The sequence below is a fragment of the Rhizobium sp. CCGE 510 genome (genome assembly GCF_000292525.1).
Classification (GTDB): domain Bacteria; phylum Pseudomonadota; class Alphaproteobacteria; order Rhizobiales; family Rhizobiaceae; genus Rhizobium.
On record NZ_AEYF01000018.1, the window covers coordinates 88,119 to 104,559 of the forward strand.

At 61.9% G+C, this 16,441-nt stretch carries 16 protein-coding genes and 2 riboswitches; of the genes, 6 read left to right on the forward strand and 10 right to left on the reverse strand.

The genetic code is table 11. From position 1 onward, the window contains the following. The first annotated feature begins 59 nt into the window (after positions 1–59). Positions 60–374: a quaternary ammonium compound efflux SMR transporter SugE gene (sugE, locus tag RCCGE510_RS08960; protein WP_007629198.1), complete on the forward strand. Its 315-nt coding sequence runs from the start codon at positions 60–62 to the stop codon at positions 372–374. Between the two features lie 48 nt (positions 375–422). Here the strand turns inward: sugE and RCCGE510_RS08965 are convergent, their stop codons facing one another. The 7 genes from RCCGE510_RS08965 to crcB all read right to left on the reverse strand — a co-directional run bounded on the left by RCCGE510_RS08965 (position 423) and on the right by crcB (position 5,990). Next, entirely contained in the window at positions 423–815 is a 393-nt protein-coding gene (locus RCCGE510_RS08965; protein ID WP_007629199.1) for a DoxX family protein, read from the reverse strand. 139 nt (positions 816–954) lie between these two features. Continuing rightward, entirely contained in the window at positions 955–2,487 is a 1,533-nt protein-coding gene (locus RCCGE510_RS08970; RefSeq protein WP_007629200.1) for an acyl-CoA carboxylase subunit beta, read from the reverse strand. Positions 2,488–2,557: 70 nt separating this feature from the next. Continuing rightward, positions 2,558–3,016, reverse strand: a complete 459-nt coding sequence (locus RCCGE510_RS08975; protein ID WP_007629201.1) for a hypothetical protein — start codon at positions 3,014–3,016, stop codon at positions 2,558–2,560. A 67-nt stretch (positions 3,017–3,083) separates the two neighbouring features. Next, a complete protein-coding gene (locus RCCGE510_RS08980) occupies positions 3,084–3,869 on the reverse strand; it encodes an ATP12 family chaperone protein (protein WP_007629202.1) in 786 nt (261 codons plus the stop codon). Positions 3,870–3,878: 9 nt separating this feature from the next. Then, on the reverse strand, positions 3,879–4,532 hold the full coding sequence (locus tag RCCGE510_RS08985; protein WP_007629203.1) for an HAD-IA family hydrolase: 654 nt from the start codon (positions 4,530–4,532) through the stop codon (positions 3,879–3,881). Then, entirely contained in the window at positions 4,529–5,518 is a 990-nt protein-coding gene (locus RCCGE510_RS08990) for an RluA family pseudouridine synthase (protein ID WP_007629204.1), read from the reverse strand. Before RCCGE510_RS08990 ends, RCCGE510_RS08985 begins: the two co-directional genes overlap by 4 nt. A gap of 94 nt (positions 5,519–5,612) precedes the next feature. Next, entirely contained in the window at positions 5,613–5,990 is a 378-nt protein-coding gene (crcB, locus tag RCCGE510_RS08995; protein ID WP_007629205.1) for a fluoride efflux transporter CrcB, read from the reverse strand. A gap of 121 nt (positions 5,991–6,111) precedes the next feature. On the opposite strand from crcB, the gene RCCGE510_RS09000 reads away from it, so the two are divergent. Next, entirely contained in the window at positions 6,112–6,378 is a 267-nt protein-coding gene (locus RCCGE510_RS09000) for a hypothetical protein (protein ID WP_007629206.1), read from the forward strand. A gap of 74 nt (positions 6,379–6,452) precedes the next feature. On the opposite strand, the gene RCCGE510_RS09005 is transcribed toward RCCGE510_RS09000, so the two are convergent. Beyond that, a complete protein-coding gene (locus RCCGE510_RS09005; protein ID WP_007629207.1) occupies positions 6,453–7,454 on the reverse strand; it encodes a copper chaperone PCu(A)C in 1,002 nt (333 codons plus the stop codon). Positions 7,455–7,526: 72 nt separating this feature from the next. Next, positions 7,527–7,907, reverse strand: a complete 381-nt coding sequence (locus tag RCCGE510_RS09010) for a hypothetical protein (RefSeq protein ID WP_007629208.1) — start codon at positions 7,905–7,907, stop codon at positions 7,527–7,529. Between the two features lie 158 nt (positions 7,908–8,065). Beyond that, positions 8,066–8,153, forward strand: a riboswitch (glycine riboswitch). A 3-nt stretch (positions 8,154–8,156) separates the two neighbouring features. Further along, a riboswitch (glycine riboswitch) is annotated at positions 8,157–8,237 on the forward strand. Positions 8,238–8,313: 76 nt separating this feature from the next. Here RCCGE510_RS09010 and gcvT point away from each other — a divergent pair. From gcvT to RCCGE510_RS09030, 4 genes are all read left to right on the forward strand, one after another. Continuing rightward, positions 8,314–9,450: a glycine cleavage system aminomethyltransferase GcvT gene (gene gcvT, locus RCCGE510_RS09015; protein ID WP_007629209.1), complete on the forward strand. Its 1,137-nt coding sequence runs from the start codon at positions 8,314–8,316 to the stop codon at positions 9,448–9,450. 23 nt (positions 9,451–9,473) lie between these two features. Further along, positions 9,474–9,836, forward strand: coding sequence for a glycine cleavage system protein GcvH (gene gcvH, locus RCCGE510_RS09020; RefSeq protein ID WP_007629210.1), 363 nt, complete (start codon positions 9,474–9,476; stop codon positions 9,834–9,836). After that, on the forward strand, positions 9,836–12,700 hold the full coding sequence (gene gcvP / locus RCCGE510_RS09025; RefSeq protein ID WP_007629211.1) for an aminomethyl-transferring glycine dehydrogenase: 2,865 nt from the start codon (positions 9,836–9,838) through the stop codon (positions 12,698–12,700). The genes gcvH and gcvP overlap by 1 nt, the downstream gene beginning before the upstream one ends. A gap of 325 nt (positions 12,701–13,025) precedes the next feature. Then, positions 13,026–14,033, forward strand: coding sequence for a GH25 family lysozyme (locus RCCGE510_RS09030; RefSeq protein WP_007629218.1), 1,008 nt, complete (start codon positions 13,026–13,028; stop codon positions 14,031–14,033). 56 nt (positions 14,034–14,089) lie between these two features. On the opposite strand, the gene RCCGE510_RS09035 is transcribed toward RCCGE510_RS09030, so the two are convergent. Next, positions 14,090–16,375: an FdhF/YdeP family oxidoreductase gene (locus tag RCCGE510_RS09035; protein ID WP_007629220.1), complete on the reverse strand. Its 2,286-nt coding sequence runs from the start codon at positions 16,373–16,375 to the stop codon at positions 14,090–14,092. Between the last annotated feature and the right edge of the window lie 66 nt (positions 16,376–16,441).

The following is a 16,441-nucleotide window of genomic DNA, read 5'->3' on the forward strand; positions in this document are numbered from 1 at the left end:
CGGCGTCCTGAGGATGCAACGTCGCGGGGACGGCCTCGCTCTTGAACAAGGAGAGTCGTATGGCCTGGTTTCTGCTTTTTCTCGCCGGTCTTTTTGAATGTGGCTGGGCGATCGGCCTTAAATACACCGATGGTTTCACACGGCCGCTTCCGACCGCATTGACTGTCATATCCATGGTGGTCAGCATCGTGCTGCTCGGCCTGGCGGTGAAGCACCTACCGATCGGCACCGCCTATGCGGTCTGGACCGGCATCGGCACGGTCGGCACCGTGCTCCTCGGCATCTGGCTGCTTGGCGATGAGGCAAGTGTCTCCCGACTTGCCTGCATCGTGCTGATCGTCGGCGGCATCGCCGGACTCAAGCTCACAGCCTGACCTGATATCGAGCCGAGGGGCATCACTGAGGCCCCTCGGCCTATCGAATTATGCTGCCTTGCGGTTATCGACGGAGAATGCGCCGGGACCGGAGAAGAACAGATAGAGGAAGACGAAGCAGAACAGGATCGCGGCGTCGCCCTGGTTGACGGCCGGGAAGAAGCTGTTCGGGGCATGCGCCATGAAATAGGCGACCGCCATCTCACCGGCGAGCAGGAAAGCGACGGGGCGCGTCAGCAGGCCGACGAGAATGAGGATGCCGCCGACAAGCTCAAGAAACGCAGCGAAAAGCATCAGCGGCGGCAGCGAGCCGGACATCTGTGAAGCCGGGAAGCCGAAAAGCTTCATTGTGCCGTGTTCGATGAACAGCAGCGCGGTGATGATCCTGAGAGCGGCCAGCCCATAGGGGCGGTAAGCAGAAAGACGCTCGAAACTTGACATAAAACCTCTCCATTAAAAGAATACCGGCGAGCGTTAGCCTGTCGCCGGTTAGGATTGAACACACGGATCGCTGACAACCGTTCACATTTTCGACAGCAGCTAAACACCTGACCGGACGATTTTATTCATCGGCCAAATCTCAGAGCGGAATGTTGTCGTGTTTCTTCCACGGATTGGCGAGATCCTTGTTGCGCAGCATCTTCAGGCCGCGCGCCAGCCGTCGGCGGGTCGAATGCGGCATGATCACCTCGTCGACATAACCACGCTCCGCCGCGACGAAGGGTGAGAGGAAGCGATCCTCGTACATTTTCGTGTGGGCGGCGATCTTTTCCGGATCGGCGATATCCTTGCGGAAGATGATCTCGACGGCGCCCTTGGCGCCCATCACCGCGATCTGCGCCGTTGGCCAGGCGTAGTTGAGGTCGCCGCGCAGATGCTTCGAGGCCATCACGTCATAGGCGCCACCGAAGGCCTTGCGGGTGATGACGGTGAGCTTCGGCACCGTCGCCTCCGCATAGGCGAATAGCAGCTTGGCGCCATGCTTGATGAGGCCGCCATACTCCTGCGCCGTACCCGGCAGGAAGCCCGGCACGTCGACGAAGGTGACGATCGGAATGTTGAAGCAGTCGCAGAAGCGCACAAAACGTGCCGCCTTGCGCGACGCGTCGCTGTCGAGCACACCGGCCAGCACCATCGGCTGGTTGGCGACAAAACCAACAGTGGAGCCTTCGACGCGGCCGAAGCCACAGACGATATTGCCGGCGAATTTTGCCTGGATTTCGAAGAAATCCCCCTCGTCCGCCACCTTCCGGATCAACTCCTTGATATCGTATGGCTTGTTGGCGCTGGCCGGCACCAGCGTATCGAGCGACATATCGACCTCTGTCACCGACTGGTAACATTCGATCTCAGGCAGCGGCGCGGTGTTCGAAAGCGGCAGGAAATCGATCAGCCGGCGCACCTGCAGCAGCGTCTCGACATCATTCTCATAGGCGCCGTCAGCAATCGAAGAGCGCACCGTGTGGACGACGGCGCCGCCGAGTTCTTCCGCCGTCACCGTCTCGTTGGTGACGGTTTTCACCACGTCGGGCCCGGTGACGAACATGTAGGAGGTATCACGCACCATGAAGATGAAATCGGTCATCGCCGGCGAATAGACGTCGCCGCCGGCACAGGGACCCATGATCACGGAGATCTGCGGGATGACGCCGGAGGCAAGCACATTGCGCTGGAATACTTCGGCATAACCGCCAAGTGCCGCCACGCCCTCCTGGATGCGGGCGCCGCCTGCATCATAGATGCCGACGATCGGCGCGCGGTTCTTCAGCGCCATGTCCTGCACCTTCATGATCTTCTCGGCATGCGCTTCCGAAAGCGAGCCGCCGAAGACGGTGAAGTCCTTGGCGAAGACGAACACCGTGCGGCCGTTGACGGTACCCCAGCCGGTGACGACGCCGTCGCCGGCAACACGGCTCTTGTCCATGCCGAAATCGGTGGAGCGATGTTCGACGAACATGTCGAACTCCTCGAAAGAGCCTTCGTCGAGGAAGAGGTCGATGCGCTCGCGCGCCGTCAGCTTGCCACGCTTGTGCTGGGCGTCGATGCGCGCCTGACCGCCGCCGAGGCGGGCGACGCCGCGGCGCCGTTCCAGTTCTTCGAGAATGTCCTTCATGCGATCTCCCTCGCCTTTGTTTTCCGCAGTCGTGATCGCAAAACTGCTGCACACTTTCGCGCGATATGCTTTAGCGCCCACGCCCGCTGAGTGAGAAAACCGAGCGTATCCTGGCTGCGACGTCCTCGGCCAGGATCTCGTCGGCGAGCTTGGGGTCAGCGGCGATGCTGGTCACGTCGAAGGCGCTGACGGCGATGACCGATCCGTCCTCGACCGAGGCCGCGTCGATACTGATCTTGGCGACGTTGCGGTCCTTCTGGAAGCCTAGGCTTTTCTCGATGGACACCACGCGGATGGTCAGCACCACCCGCGGCAGAACGGTGTCGCGCACCGTGGCGTTGATCGCGGCGTTGACGCGATCGTTAATGCCGCCAAGCAGCTCGGCCGGCATGTTCGGGCCGGAAACGACGACGGCGCTGCGCACATCATAGACCGGTGCCTCCGGCTTCTTCGCCGAGAGGCTGCCGCAGGCCGTAAGTGCGACACAGACGAGTGCGGCTCTGCAAAAACACGACCTCAGCCAATTCATTGCAAAATCCCGCACGACCCCGTTGGAGTCGCAGATTTCGTCATAATGCCCGGGAAAGCAATATGTTTCAGGCGCTTAGGGCGAAAAAAACATCCGTCGCCGCCTTGAAGTCGGCAAAGCGCTTGGCCCGCCGCTCCTCGGCTTCCTCGTCGCTACCCCAATGCTCGATCGTCCAGTCCTCGTCGAGATGGGCAAGCGACCAGGCCTCCTCCATCGTCACCTGGCCACAGGCGAAGGCGAGCGCCAGGATCGCCGAACCGGTGAGCGTGGTGACTGTGTGGAGTGCTGCGAGCGCGATCGGGTCGTCATATCTGGCGAGCGTGACGGCGAAGGCGGCGGTCGCCTCGCGCGGCTGCTCACGCGGCATCACGCCTTCGACGAGGATGAAGCGGGCGCCGAGATCGTTCGCGGCCCAATCGACCACCGGGTCCCAACGTTCGGCCTGGCGCGCGACCAGCAATTCCGGCCCATCGGCGCGGTAGCAGATAAGGTCGCTCGAGGAAAAGCGCAGGATATCGTCAAGGATCGCCTGCGTGTTGCCGGTAATCCCGTCGAGCGCGGTATTGACGAGCCGCGTCATGGGCATCGTCATGGGATCGATCTCTTCGCCCTGCGCCTGCCATTCGGCAGCGACAAGCTGCGCCAGCGCCTGCGTGGGAACGGCGAGAACCAGCCGTGCCGGGGTGCGCACCATCTTGCCGTCGAGAGTGATCGCAAAGCCGCCCTCGTGCTCGGCAACCGAGACGTCGGTGTAGAAACGCTTCGGCAGCGGCTTCTTCATCTGGATCTGCGCCCGGCGGATCGGATCGGGATGGCTCAGGCCTTCGGAAAGATCGTTCAGCAGATCGCGCATGGGCTCACCTCAGGAAAAATGGCGCAGTATCTCGTTTGGATGGTAGGCGATCGCGTCGGCGCCGTTGGCGATCAGCTCATCCACGCTGGCATAGCCCCAGGCAACGCCGATCGCCTTGGCGCCGGCAGCCTTTGCCATTTGCATATCGTAAATGGCATCGCCGATGACAATGGCATCAGCGGCATTCATGCCGGTTTCATCACAGCATTCCGTCACCATGGCCGGGTGCGGCTTGGAAGGGCAATCGTCGGCCGTGCGCGCAACGGTGAAATATCGGTCGAAGCCGTGCGTCTCCATCACGAGGTTCAGCCCGCGCCTGGATTTTCCGGTCACTGCACCGATCAGCAGATCCTCGCGCCCGGTGATCGCGTCGATCATCTCGCGAATGCCGGGAAACAGCGGCTCCCTGTAGTCGAGATCCTGACGCACCACCGAAAACAGCGATTTATAATGCGCCGTCATGTCGATATCGTCCTGCTCGACATGCGGCCGGCCCTGCATGCGGGCAATCGCGATATCCAGCGACAGGCCGATGATCGCCTTGGTATCCTCAAATCGCGGTTCCGGCTTGCCGAACTTTTCGAAGGTACGACGCATGGTTTCATGGATCAGGCCGGCGCTGTCGACCAGCGTGCCGTCGCAATCGAAAAGGGCGAGTTTCATTCGCTGTCCCTTTCCGCGCCGGCAAGGTCGAGACCGAGCAGGTTCCAGGTCTGCACCATATGCGATGGCAGCGGCGCGCTGACGCGCAGGCGGCCGCCGGAGGGGTGCGGGATGTCGATGCGGCGCGCGTGCAGATGCAGCTTCTTCTGGACGCCCCCCGGAAAATCCCAATTCGGATCATCGTCAAAATATTTCGGATCGCCGATGATCGGATGACCGATATGCAGGGCATGGACGCGCAACTGGTGGGTCCGGCCGGTATAGGGCTCCATCTCCAGCCATGCGAGATTCTGCGCCGCCGTCTCCAGCACGCGGTAGAAGGAAATCGCATGGTCGGCGCCGTCTTCGCCGTGTCTTGCAATGCGCATGCGGTCGCCATCGGCGGTCGGCTCCTTGACGAGCCAGGTCGAGATCTTGTCTTCGTGCTTGCGCGGCACGCCTTTGACCAGCGCCCAATAGGTCTTCTTGGTGTCACGCTCGCGGAAGGCGGCCGTCAGCTTTTGCGCCGCGCCGCGGGTGCGGGCAATGACCAGAACACCAGACGTATCGCGGTCGAGGCGGTGAACCAGCCGCGGCTTCTCGCCCCTCGGGCTGGTCCAGGCTTCGAGCATCTGGTCGATATGCCGGGCCACCCCGGAGCCGCCCTGCACCGCAATACCGGGCGGCTTGTTGAGCACGATCACCTTGTCGTCCTCATGCAGCACCATACGCGACAGAAGTTCGAAATCGGAGGAATGCTTGAGATCCTTGCCGGCGATCGGTCCTGACTTCTTCGCATCGACATCCAGCGGCGGAACCCGCACCGTCTGGCCGGGCTGCACGCGCGCATCCGATTTGACACGGCCGCCGTCGACGCGCACCTGGCCGGAGCGCAAAAGCTTCTGCAGCGGACCGAAACCGAGCCCGGGAAAATGCACCTTGAACCAGCGATCGAGCCGCATGCCTGCTTCGTCGGGTTCAACCTTGATATGTTCTATGCCAGCCATAAAAAATCTTTCGGAAATTGCAGCGCGGGCCAAGCCGGCGTTCTTGCCGCAGCCTTTAGAGCATTTTCAAGCAAAACGGAAACTGGAAAAGAAATCAGGCCAAAGCGCGCATGACGGCAAGGCCTGACATGACGGCCGCCATCGAAAGCCCGACGCTCGCAACGATATAGATACCGCCCGCCACCGCCTCACCGCGCTCGAACAGCGAGATCGCATCCAGCGAGAAAGCCGAGAACGTGGTGAAGCCGCCGAGGAAGCCGGTGATCAGCAAGAGCCGCAGTTCCACCGAGGCGTTGAACCTCCGCGCGATCAGCTCGGAAAAGACCCCGATGACGAAGCAGCCGACTATATTGACCGCAAGCGTGCCCCAGGGAAAGGCCGGGCCCATGAGCCTCAGGGTCCATTGGCCGACATAATATCTGAGAAGGGAACCGATAGCGCCGCCGACGGCGACGAGAAGAGCCTGGATCATCGGCCGGATTTATCGCAACTCAGTGGAGATTCCAATCGTGACGGAATGAATTCTTACCATCCGGTAAAATGCCGATGATTTTCTTATGATGGCGCCAATATCATGCCGATACGGTGACGGCATGACCCAGCTCCTGACCGTATCGGCCAACACCGCTGCCATTGCCTTCGAATCGCTGAGGATTCCCCAGCGCGTCGCGACCAGCACCGCCGCCCGCGATGCACGCCGCATTGCCGACCGGCAATTGAAGGCCGATAGCCCCGATCAGACCGAGGAGCCCTCCAGCATCATCCAGTCGACGGAGGTGGCGCTCGACCTGATGGCCAAAGGCCACCGCCAGCCGCAGGCCGGCCTCAAGCAGGCACTGCAATCCTACGAAGAGGTCTGAGGCAACCGCCTTATGAATGAAAGCCCGCGACTGCGATCACAGTCGCGGGCTTTGCTGTTTCAATCGGATCGCGCTTACTTGCCCTGCGCCGACAGCACCTGCAGCACCAGCTCGACTTTGCCGGCCTTTTCGAAGGTCAGCGTCACCGGCACGCTATCGCCCTGCTTGAACGGCGTCTTCACCTTCTGGAACATCAGATGCAGATTGCCGGGCTCAAGCTTGACCGTCTGGCCGGCGGCGATGGCAATGCCGTCCTTCAGCTGGCGCATCCGCATGACGTTGTCCTTCGTCACCATTTCGTGAATCTGAACCTCGCCTGCGGCAGGCGATGTCACGGATAGCAGCCGGTCGTCCGTCTGGCCGTTGTTTGTCACCGTGAAAAAGCCGCCGCCGACCGGCTGGCCGGGCAGCATCGCCTTGGCGAACCCGCCGGAGACTTCGAGATCGCCGGCCTTGACCGTTTCACCGGCTGGTGCGGCAGCACCCATACCGGTCATGCCGGACATGTCCATGCCGGCCATGTCGTCATGATCGTGACCATGGTCTTCGCCGGCAACGACCTTCAGAAGCGGCGCCGGGCTTTTCATCCCATGCGCGTCGCTGCCTTCTTTCGCCACCTGATCCCAGGCCTCGACCGTGTCGCCGCACATCTGCGTCACCGGAAAGGCGAGCGAGGTACCGGCCTCGACGCCCGATACCTTACCCTGGATGACGAAGGTGTCGTAGAAATCGTCGGAGAGATTGCCGTTCTTCCAACGGATCTCGACCGCGCCTGTCTTCACCTTGTCGCCGTGATTGTCGTAGGTCTTCTGGTAATCGCCCTTGATCACCTCGAGCTCCCAGCCGGCCTTCGGCTGCGGCTTGGCGAAGACGAAACCCTCAGGAAGCTTGACCCGCACTTCCGTGGTCGCCTTGCCGTCGCAGCCATGCGGCAGCTGCAGTGTCGCGAGAATGGTGCTGTTTTCAGTCGCTTCCCTGTCGAGGAAGGTCACATGCGCCTCTGCGCCGGCAAAGGCGGTCGCTGAAAGAAGGACGGCAAGCCCGAATGTCTTGCCAAATGTCTTGCTAATCTTCATCGGATATCTCCTCGCCGGCCGCGAACTTCTCTCTGGCGGACCGGCATGCTGCATCATAAGTGCGAAGGCAGATCAGGCGAGGATGGGAGGCGCGCGGGAATTCGGCCGGCTGACGGCGCGTGCGCCGCTAACGGCGGCGGACCCGATCGGCGAATTGACGAGTGCAGCGAGCTTGCGTTCGAGCCAGGAGCCGGAATCCGGTGCCGGCAGGATGACCGAGGCCGACAGCCGGCAAGCTTCGCAATTCGGCTTGAACGCGCCGGTCTTGCCATCGGCGTCCTTCACCGTGACGCAGAGCGAAGCGAAGGTGCCGTCGGGCAGCATATAGGCCGCCGCATGGTAGCCTTCGGAGGCGACGGCCTGCGGCGGCTGATGGGCAAGACCGAGCAAAACGAGGCTCAATGCGCAAAGCATGCGCAAAAACAGCGTCGCTTTCAGTCCGGTCAGCCGCATGAGATCCCCTTCAACAGCAAGCCGCGATAGCCGGTTTCCCCACGGAATGCAAAAGCAGATTTGCCGCAGTTTAAGGCCTTGTTGGAATAAGACGACAAAAATTTGCTCGGTGACGACATTTGCCGCTTGCCAAGAGCCGCAGCCGCCGGATAATTGCGCCAACCTTGTTGGGAGAATCCGGTGCTTCGCCACCGGTGCCGAAGGAGCAACCGCCCCGGAAACTCTCAGGCAAAAGGACCAGCAAGGGGCAGACGGAACTCTGGAGAGAAGCGTTCTCGAAACGCTCGCCGAAGGGATAACAATCTCAGGCAAAGGGACAGAGGGGGCTCAGGAGAGAAGTGCGCAGCCGCGCCTTCAGATTTGAGCCCGCGCCTTCGCGAGAAGGCGCAAACCCCGGAGGCGTCTTTTGGACGATACTGCTGCCCTGAAGAAAACCCCGCTGCATGCCCTGCATCTCTCGCGCGGCGCCCGCATGGTGCCGTTCGCGGGTTACGACATGCCGGTGCAATATCCCGCCGGCGTCATGAAGGAGCATCTTCATACCCGCACCGAGGCCGGCCTCTTCGATGTCTCCCACATGGGCCAAGTCATCGTGAAGGCGAAATCCGGCAGGTACGAGGACGCCGCGCTGGCGCTCGAAAGCCTGGTGCCGGTCGACATCCTCGGCCTTGCCGAAGGCCGCCAGCGTTATGGCTTCTTCACCGACGACAGCGGCTGCATCCTCGACGACCTGATGATCGCTCATCTCGACGATCACCTTTTCGTCGTCGTCAACGCTTCCTGCAAGGAGGCCGATCTCGCCCATCTGCAGGCCCATATCGGCGACCGATGCGACATCACCCTTCTGAACCGCGCCTTGATCGCGCTGCAGGGCCCCCGCGCGGTCGAGGTTCTCGCCGAACTCTGGGCCGATGTTGCGGCGATGAAATTCATGGACGTGCGCCACTGCCGGCTGCACGACGTTTCCTGTCTTGTCTCGCGCTCCGGCTATAGCGGCGAGGACGGTTTCGAAATCTCGATCCCGGTTGATAAGGCCGAGGATGTCACCATGCGGCTGCTCGAGCATCCCGATGTCCAGGCGATCGGCCTCGGCGCCCGTGACTCCCTGCGCCTCGAAGCCGGTCTGTGCCTTTATGGCAACGATATCGACACGACCACCTCGCCGGTCGAGGCGGCGCTGGAATGGGCGATGCAGAAGGCGCGGCGCGCGGGCGGCGCACGCGCCGGCGGTTTCCCGGGCTCCGGCCGCATCCTTTCCGAACTCGAAAACGGCGCCGCCCGCCGCCGCGTCGGCCTGAAGCCGGAAGGCAAGGCGCCTGTACGCGGCCACGCCAAGCTCTATGCCGATGCCGAGGGCAAGGCCGAAATCGGCGAAGTCACCTCGGGCGGCTTCGGCCCCAGCGTCGAAGGCCCCGTCGCTATGGGCTACGTGCCGGTCTCCCACGCAACGGCCGGCACGCTCGTCTACGCCGAGGTGCGCGGCAAATATCTGCCGATCACCGTCAGTACCCTGCCCTTCGTCACACCGACCTACAAACGCTAAACCTATTCCAGAGAGGACGAACAATGCTGAAGTTTACCGAAGAACACGAATGGCTGCAGATCGAAGGCGGCGTTGCGACTGTTGGCATCACCAATTATGCCGTCGATCAGCTCGGCGACCTGGTTTTCGTCGAACTGCCGGAAGTCGGCGCCACCTTCTCCAAGAACGGCAATGCCGCGACCGTTGAATCCGTCAAGGCTGCCTCCGACGTCTATTGTCCGCTCGACGGCGAGATCACCGAGGTCAATCCGGCCATCGTTGCCGATCCGTCGCTGGTCAATTCCGACCCTCAGGGCGCCGGCTGGTTCTTCAAGCTGAAGCTTGCAAATGTCGCGGATGCCGACGGTCTGCTCGACGAGGCCGCCTATAAGGAGCTCACCGCGTAATGACGACGCCGACCGAATTCCAGTTCACCGATTATCAGCCCTACGATTTTGCCAATCGCCGTCACATCGGCCCCTCGCCGACCGAGATGACCGACATGCTGAAGGTGATCGGCTATAGCAGCCTCGACGGCTTGATCGACGCGACGTTGCCGCCCTCGATCCGCCAGAAGGCGCCGCTCGTCTGGGGCGCGCCGATGACCGAGCGCGAGGCGCTCGACAAGCTGCGCGAGACCGCCAACAAGAACAAGGTGCTGGTGTCGCTGATCGGCCAGGGTTATTACGGCACGATCACGCCGCCGGTCATCCAGCGCAACATCCTGGAGAATCCCGCCTGGTATACGGCCTATACGCCCTACCAGCCGGAGATCAGCCAGGGCCGCCTGGAAGCGCTGCTGAACTATCAGACGATGGTCTGCGACCTCACCGGCCTCGACGTCGCCAATGCCTCGCTGCTCGACGAGGCGACCGCCGCCGCCGAAGGCATGGCGATGGCCGAACGCGTCTCAAAGTCGAAGGCGAAAACCTTCTTCGTCGATGCCGACTGCCATCCGCAGACCATCGCCCTGATCCGCACCCGCGCCGAGCCGCTCGGCTGGCAGGTCATCGTCGGCAATCCCTTCACCGATCTCGATCCTGTCGACGTCTTCGGCGCAATCTTCCAATATCCTGGCACGCACGGTCACGTCCATGATTTCACCGGCCTGATCGCCCGCCTGCACCAGGCCGGCGCCATATCGATCGTCGCCGCCGACATCCTCGCGCTGACGCTCTTGAAATCACCAGGCGAAATGGGCGCCGATATCGCCGTTGGCTCCTCTCAGCGCTTCGGCGTTCCGGTCGGCTATGGCGGTCCGCATGCGGCCTACATGTCGGTCAAGGATGCCATCAAGCGCTCCATGCCCGGCCGTCTCGTCGGCGTTTCCGTCGATGCCCGCGGCAACCGCGCCTATCGTCTGTCGCTCCAGACCCGCGAGCAGCATATCCGCCGCGAGAAGGCGACGTCGAACATCTGCACCGCCCAGGTGCTGCTGGCCGTCATGGCCTCGATGTATACAGTCTTCCATGGTCCCGAGGGTATCAAGGCGATCGCCCAGCAGGTGCACCAGAAGGCCGTGCTGATGGCCAAGGGCCTGGAAAAGCTCGGCTATAAAGTCGAGCCGGAAAGCTTCTTCGACACCATCACTGTGGATGTCGGCCACATGCAAGCGCTCATCCTGCGCGCCGCCGTCGCCGAAGGCGTCAATCTGCGCAAGGTCGGCGAAACCAAGATCGGCATGAGCCTCGACGAGCGCACGCGGCCTGCAACGCTCGAAGCTGTCTGGCGCGCTTTTGGCGGCAACTTCACCATCGCCGATTTCGAGCCTTCCTACCGGCTGCCGAGAGGCCTGCTCAGAACCAGCGATTACCTCACCCATCAAATCTTCCACATGAACCGCGCCGAAAGCGAGATGACGCGTTACATCCGCCGGCTCTCTGACCGGGATCTGGCGCTCGACCGCTCGATGATCCCGCTCGGCTCCTGCACGATGAAGCTCAATGCGACGGCGGAAATGCTGCCGATCACCTGGCCGGAATTTTCCGATATCCATCCCTTCGTGCCATCAGACCAGGCGCTCGGCTACCGCGAGATGATCGACGACCTGATCGAAAAGCTCTGCGCCGTCACCGGCTACGACGCCTTCTCGATGCAGCCGAATTCCGGTGCGCAAGGCGAATATGCCGGCCTGCTGACGATCCGCAATTTTCATATCGCCAACGGCGAGGGCCATCGCGACGTCTGCCTGATCCCGACCTCGGCGCATGGCACCAACCCGGCCTCAGCCCAGATGGTCGGCATGAAGGTGGTGGTCGTCAAGGTGCGTGAGAATGGCGACATCGATCTCGACGATTTCCGCGCCAAGGCTGAGGAACATGCACCAAACCTCTCCTGCTGCATGATCACCTACCCTTCGACGCACGGCGTCTTCGAGGAGACCGTCAAGGAAATCTGCGACCTCGTGCATACCAATGGCGGCCAGGTCTATCTCGACGGCGCCAACATGAACGCCATGGTCGGCCTGTCCCGTCCCGGTGACATCGGCTCGGACGTGTCGCACCTCAACCTGCACAAGACCTTCTGCATCCCGCATGGCGGCGGCGGCCCCGGCATGGGCCCGATCGGCGTCAAGGCGCATCTGGCGCCCTATCTGCCCGGCCACCCGGAAACCGACGGACGGTCCGGCGCGGTCTCGGCCGCAGCCTTCGGCTCGGCCTCGATCCTGCCGATCTCCTGGAGCTACTGTCTGATGATGGGCGGCGAAGGGCTGACGCAGGCAACCAAGGTGGCGATCCTCAACGCCAACTACATCGCCGCAAGGCTGAAGGGCGCCTATGACGTGCTCTACAAGTCGGCCGCCGGCCGCGTCGCGCATGAATGCATCATCGACACCCGCCCGCTGGTCGATAGCTCAGGTGTCACCGTCGACGACGTCGCCAAGCGGCTGATCGACTGCGGCTTCCATGCCCCGACGATGAGCTGGCCGGTTGCCGGCACGCTGATGATCGAGCCGACGGAAAGCGAGACCAAAGCCGAACTCGACCGTTTCTGCGAGGCGATGCTGGCGATCCGCGAGGAAGCCCGCGCCATCGAAGATGGCCGAATGGACAAGGTCAACAACCCGCTAAAGAACGCTCCGCACACGGTGGAAGACCTCGTCGGCGAATGGGATCGCCCCTATTCGCGCGAACAGGCCTGCTTCCCGCCCGGCGCCTTCCGTGTCGACAAATACTGGTCGCCGGTCAACCGCGTCGACAATGTCTATGGCGACCGCAACCTGATCTGCACCTGCCCGCCGGTCGAAAGTTATGCCGAGGCGGCGGAGTAGCAGCGGTGTCACGGCTGTCCGGTTCGCACCAGGCGCAGCCCCTCACCCTAGCCCTCTCCCCGTTTTACGGGGAGAGGGGACGTGCCTTGCGAGACGTTAGTGAGGGACGAAGAGGTCGCGGCTTGGTCCCTTCGCCCCGCGAGCGGGGAGAAGGTGGCGGCAGCCGGATGAGGGGCAGACCTCGCCGATTGGAAGGGTTGCCGCTTTCGAGGCAATAGGTTCAAATTTAACCTTTCTTAGCAAGTCTCTGTTAGCAATTGAAAATAGGCGGCTTCCCTTCAACAGGAATATAGCCGTCGACCTTTTGTTTTGCGTGCAGGTTCTCATGCGTCCATCGGCTTTGCCAGCAATCCTCCTTGCCGCCCTGATCCTGTCGGGATGCGCCGCCAGTTCCGGCGCCGAAGATGTGCTGGGCAACGTGCCGTCGCCGGAAACCACCAATGCGATCACCAGGCCGAACGGCCCGATACCGGCTGCCGCCGTCGGCGACACGGCGCAGACGAGCGCGCCGCAAGAGGCGTTGAGCTGGACCGGACCGGTTCCGGAACCCCAGGCGCTCGTGCCCCAGGACAGGCCGGTCGCGATGCTCATGCCGACGAACCCGGGAATCGATCCCGATGTCGGCAGGAGATCGCCGTCACGCGGACAGATCTACGGCCACCGCTTCCGCGATGCCAAACCGATCAACTTCGGCTCGACTTCGCCGAGAAAGCTTGCCGTGCATGGCGTCGACGTGTCGCGCTGGCAGGGCGAGATCGATTGGGAGACGTTGCGCGGGCAAGGTGCCAACTTCGTCTACATCAAGGCGACGGACGGTGGCGATCACCTCGATCCGATGTTCAAGAAAAACTGGCGCCGGGCCAAGGAAGCCGGTCTGAAACACGGCGCTTATCACTTCTTCTACTGGTGCCGGACGGCCGGCGAACAGGCCGACTGGTTCATCCGCAACGTGCCGAGGGAAGCAAACGCGCTTCCGCCCGTTATCGACGTCGAATGGAACGGAGAATCGAGCTGCAAAAGGCGCATTTCCCCTGCCCGCGTCCGGGAAAAGATGCAGGTCTTCATGGACAAGCTGGAGCGTTATTACGGCCAGCGCCCGATCATCTACACGGCGCCGGATTTCTACCGCGACAATTTGAAGGGTGAAATGCTCAACTATCCGTTCTGGCTGCGCTCGGTAGCCGCTCACCCCTCCAAGGTCTACCCCGGCCGCAAGTGGCTCTTCTGGCAATATTCCGGTTCAGGCCTCTCAGAAGGCGTCGAAGGCAAGATCGACCTCAACGTCTTCAACGGCAACGAAAGCGATTGGCACGACTGGGTGGCGTCGCGATAATGAATCAAGTTACTTGCGACGCACTTTAGCTTGAGGCAGGCAAGCGCCCGCTCCGCTTACGCCGACTTCTGCACCTTCACAGGCACACCCTTATAGGCAGGGGTTCCCGATTTTCGGTCGTAATCGGCAAGCGCGATGACCCTGTTCATCTCGGGATAATATCCAGCCACGGAGCCGAGCGGGATGTCGTAGGCCACCGCGGTGAAGCCTTTAACCGACTTGCTGCCTGTTTCGCCAACCGATTCGATATCGACCCTGTCGCCATCGGCCAAGCCGCGAGCGGAGAGATCGTTGCTGTTCATGAAGAGGATGTCACGGCGGCCGAAGACGCCCCGATAGCGGTCGTCCAGACTGTAGATCGTCGTATTGTACTGGTCGTGACTGCGCAGCGTCGTCAGAACCAGCGTGTCCGCGTCGACAAGCCGTGGATCTTCCTCCAGTCCCGGCGCAATGAGGAACTGCGCCTTGCCTGAAGGCGTGTGCCATTGCCGGTCAGCGGCGGCAACCGTCAGCCGGAAGCCACCGGGTTTCCTGACCCTGGTGTTGAAGTCATGAAAATCGGGAAAGACCACCTCGATCTTTTCCCGAATACGGCTGTAATTTCCGACCATCCCGTCCCAATCGATATCGTATTTGCTGCCGAGCGTTGCCTTGGCGATGCCGGCGATGATCGCTGGCTCCGATCGAAGCTGCACGCCCGGAGGTTTCAGGAAACCGCGCGAGGCATGCACCATCGACATGGAATCCTCGACGGTCACCGATTGCGGTCCGGTCTTCTGGATGTCCTGGTCGGTGCGGCCGAGAACGGGAAGGATGATCGAAGCCCGGGCGATCAAGAGGTGCGAGCGATTGAGTTTCGTCGCGATGTGGACGGCGAGGTCGAGCTTGCGCATGCCGGTAAACGTCGCGTCCGGATCGGATATCGCAACGGCCAGATTGCCGCCAAGGCAGACCAGCGCCTTCGACCGGCCCTCGATAATCGCCTCGATGGCTTCGACGGCGTTGTGGCCCTTCTCCTCCGGCGGGCGAAAACCGAAGGCCTTTTCCATGCCGTCGAGAAGCGCCTTGTTGGGGATCTCGGTGATGCCGACCGTGCGATCGCCCTGAACGTTCGAATGTCCCCGCAGCGGGCAGATGCCGGCGCCCTGGCGGCCGATATTCCCCCGCAGCATCAGGAAATTGGCAAGCTGCTGGACGTTGGCGGTGCCATGGCTGTGCTGGGTGATACCCATGCCGTAGCAAAGGATGACGTTGCGGGCATTGAGATAGACATCGACAGCACTATCCAGCGCTTCGAACGTCAGTCCCGATTTCCTGAGGATCGACGCCCACTCCGTCTGCGCGACATCGGCCTTGAGAGCCTCCAGCCCGATCGTGTGCGCTTCGATGAACTCGCGGTCGAGAAAGCCCTTGCCGCCTGCCGCGATATCGGCGTCGTCTCGTTCGAAGATCCGCTTCATCATCCCCTTGAGGGCCGCAAGATCTCCGCCGGTGCGGACCTGGTGATAGGCCGATGCGATCGGCGTCGACGACATCGTCGCCATTTCTATCGGATTCTGCGGTGCGGCGAATTTTTCGAGCGCCCGTTCCTTCAAGGGATTGAAGACCACGATCGGAACGCCGCGCCTGGCGGCATCGTGCAGGGTGGTCATCATCCGGGGATGGTTGGTGCCCGGATTGTGACCGAAGCTGAAGATCGCATCGGCATGATCGAAATCCTCGAGCGTCACCGTGCCCTTGCCGACCCCGATGGAGTCGGGCAGGCCGACGCTGGTCGCCTCATGGCACATGTTCGAGCAGTCCGGAAAATTGTTGGTGCCGTAGGCCCTGACAAAAAGCTGGAACAGAAATGCCGCCTCGTTGGAGGCACGTCCCGACGTGTAGAATTCGGCCATGTCAGGGTCGGGCAGTTTGCGCAGCTCGTCGCCGATCAGCGCAAAGGCCTCGTCCCAGCCGATCGGGAGGTAGTGGTCGCTGACATGGTCATAGATCAGCGGGTGCGTCAGGCGGCCCTGGTCTTCCAACTGGTGATCGTTCCATTGCCAGAGTTCGGCAACGCCGTGCGTTGCGAAAAAGTCGGGTCCGGCGCGTTTTGCCGTCGACTCCCAGGTGATCGCCTTGGCACCATTTTCGCAGAATTCAAACGAGCTCGTATGTTTGGGATCGGGCCATGCGCAGCCGGGGCAATCGAAACCCTCGGGCTGATTGGCTTTCAGCAGCGTCGCAGCACCCTGCGCGATGACCTGCTGGCGCGCAAGGGTTTCGGCAACGGCTTTGAGTGCACCCCAGCCGCCGGCGGGGGCCGTGTATGTCTCGATGCCTGCCGGCCGTTTCTTGGTCATCACCTGCTCCACAAATCTACGCGAAGGCCAGAGCCTGTCTTCCGGTAATGTATGGGAATGGCATAC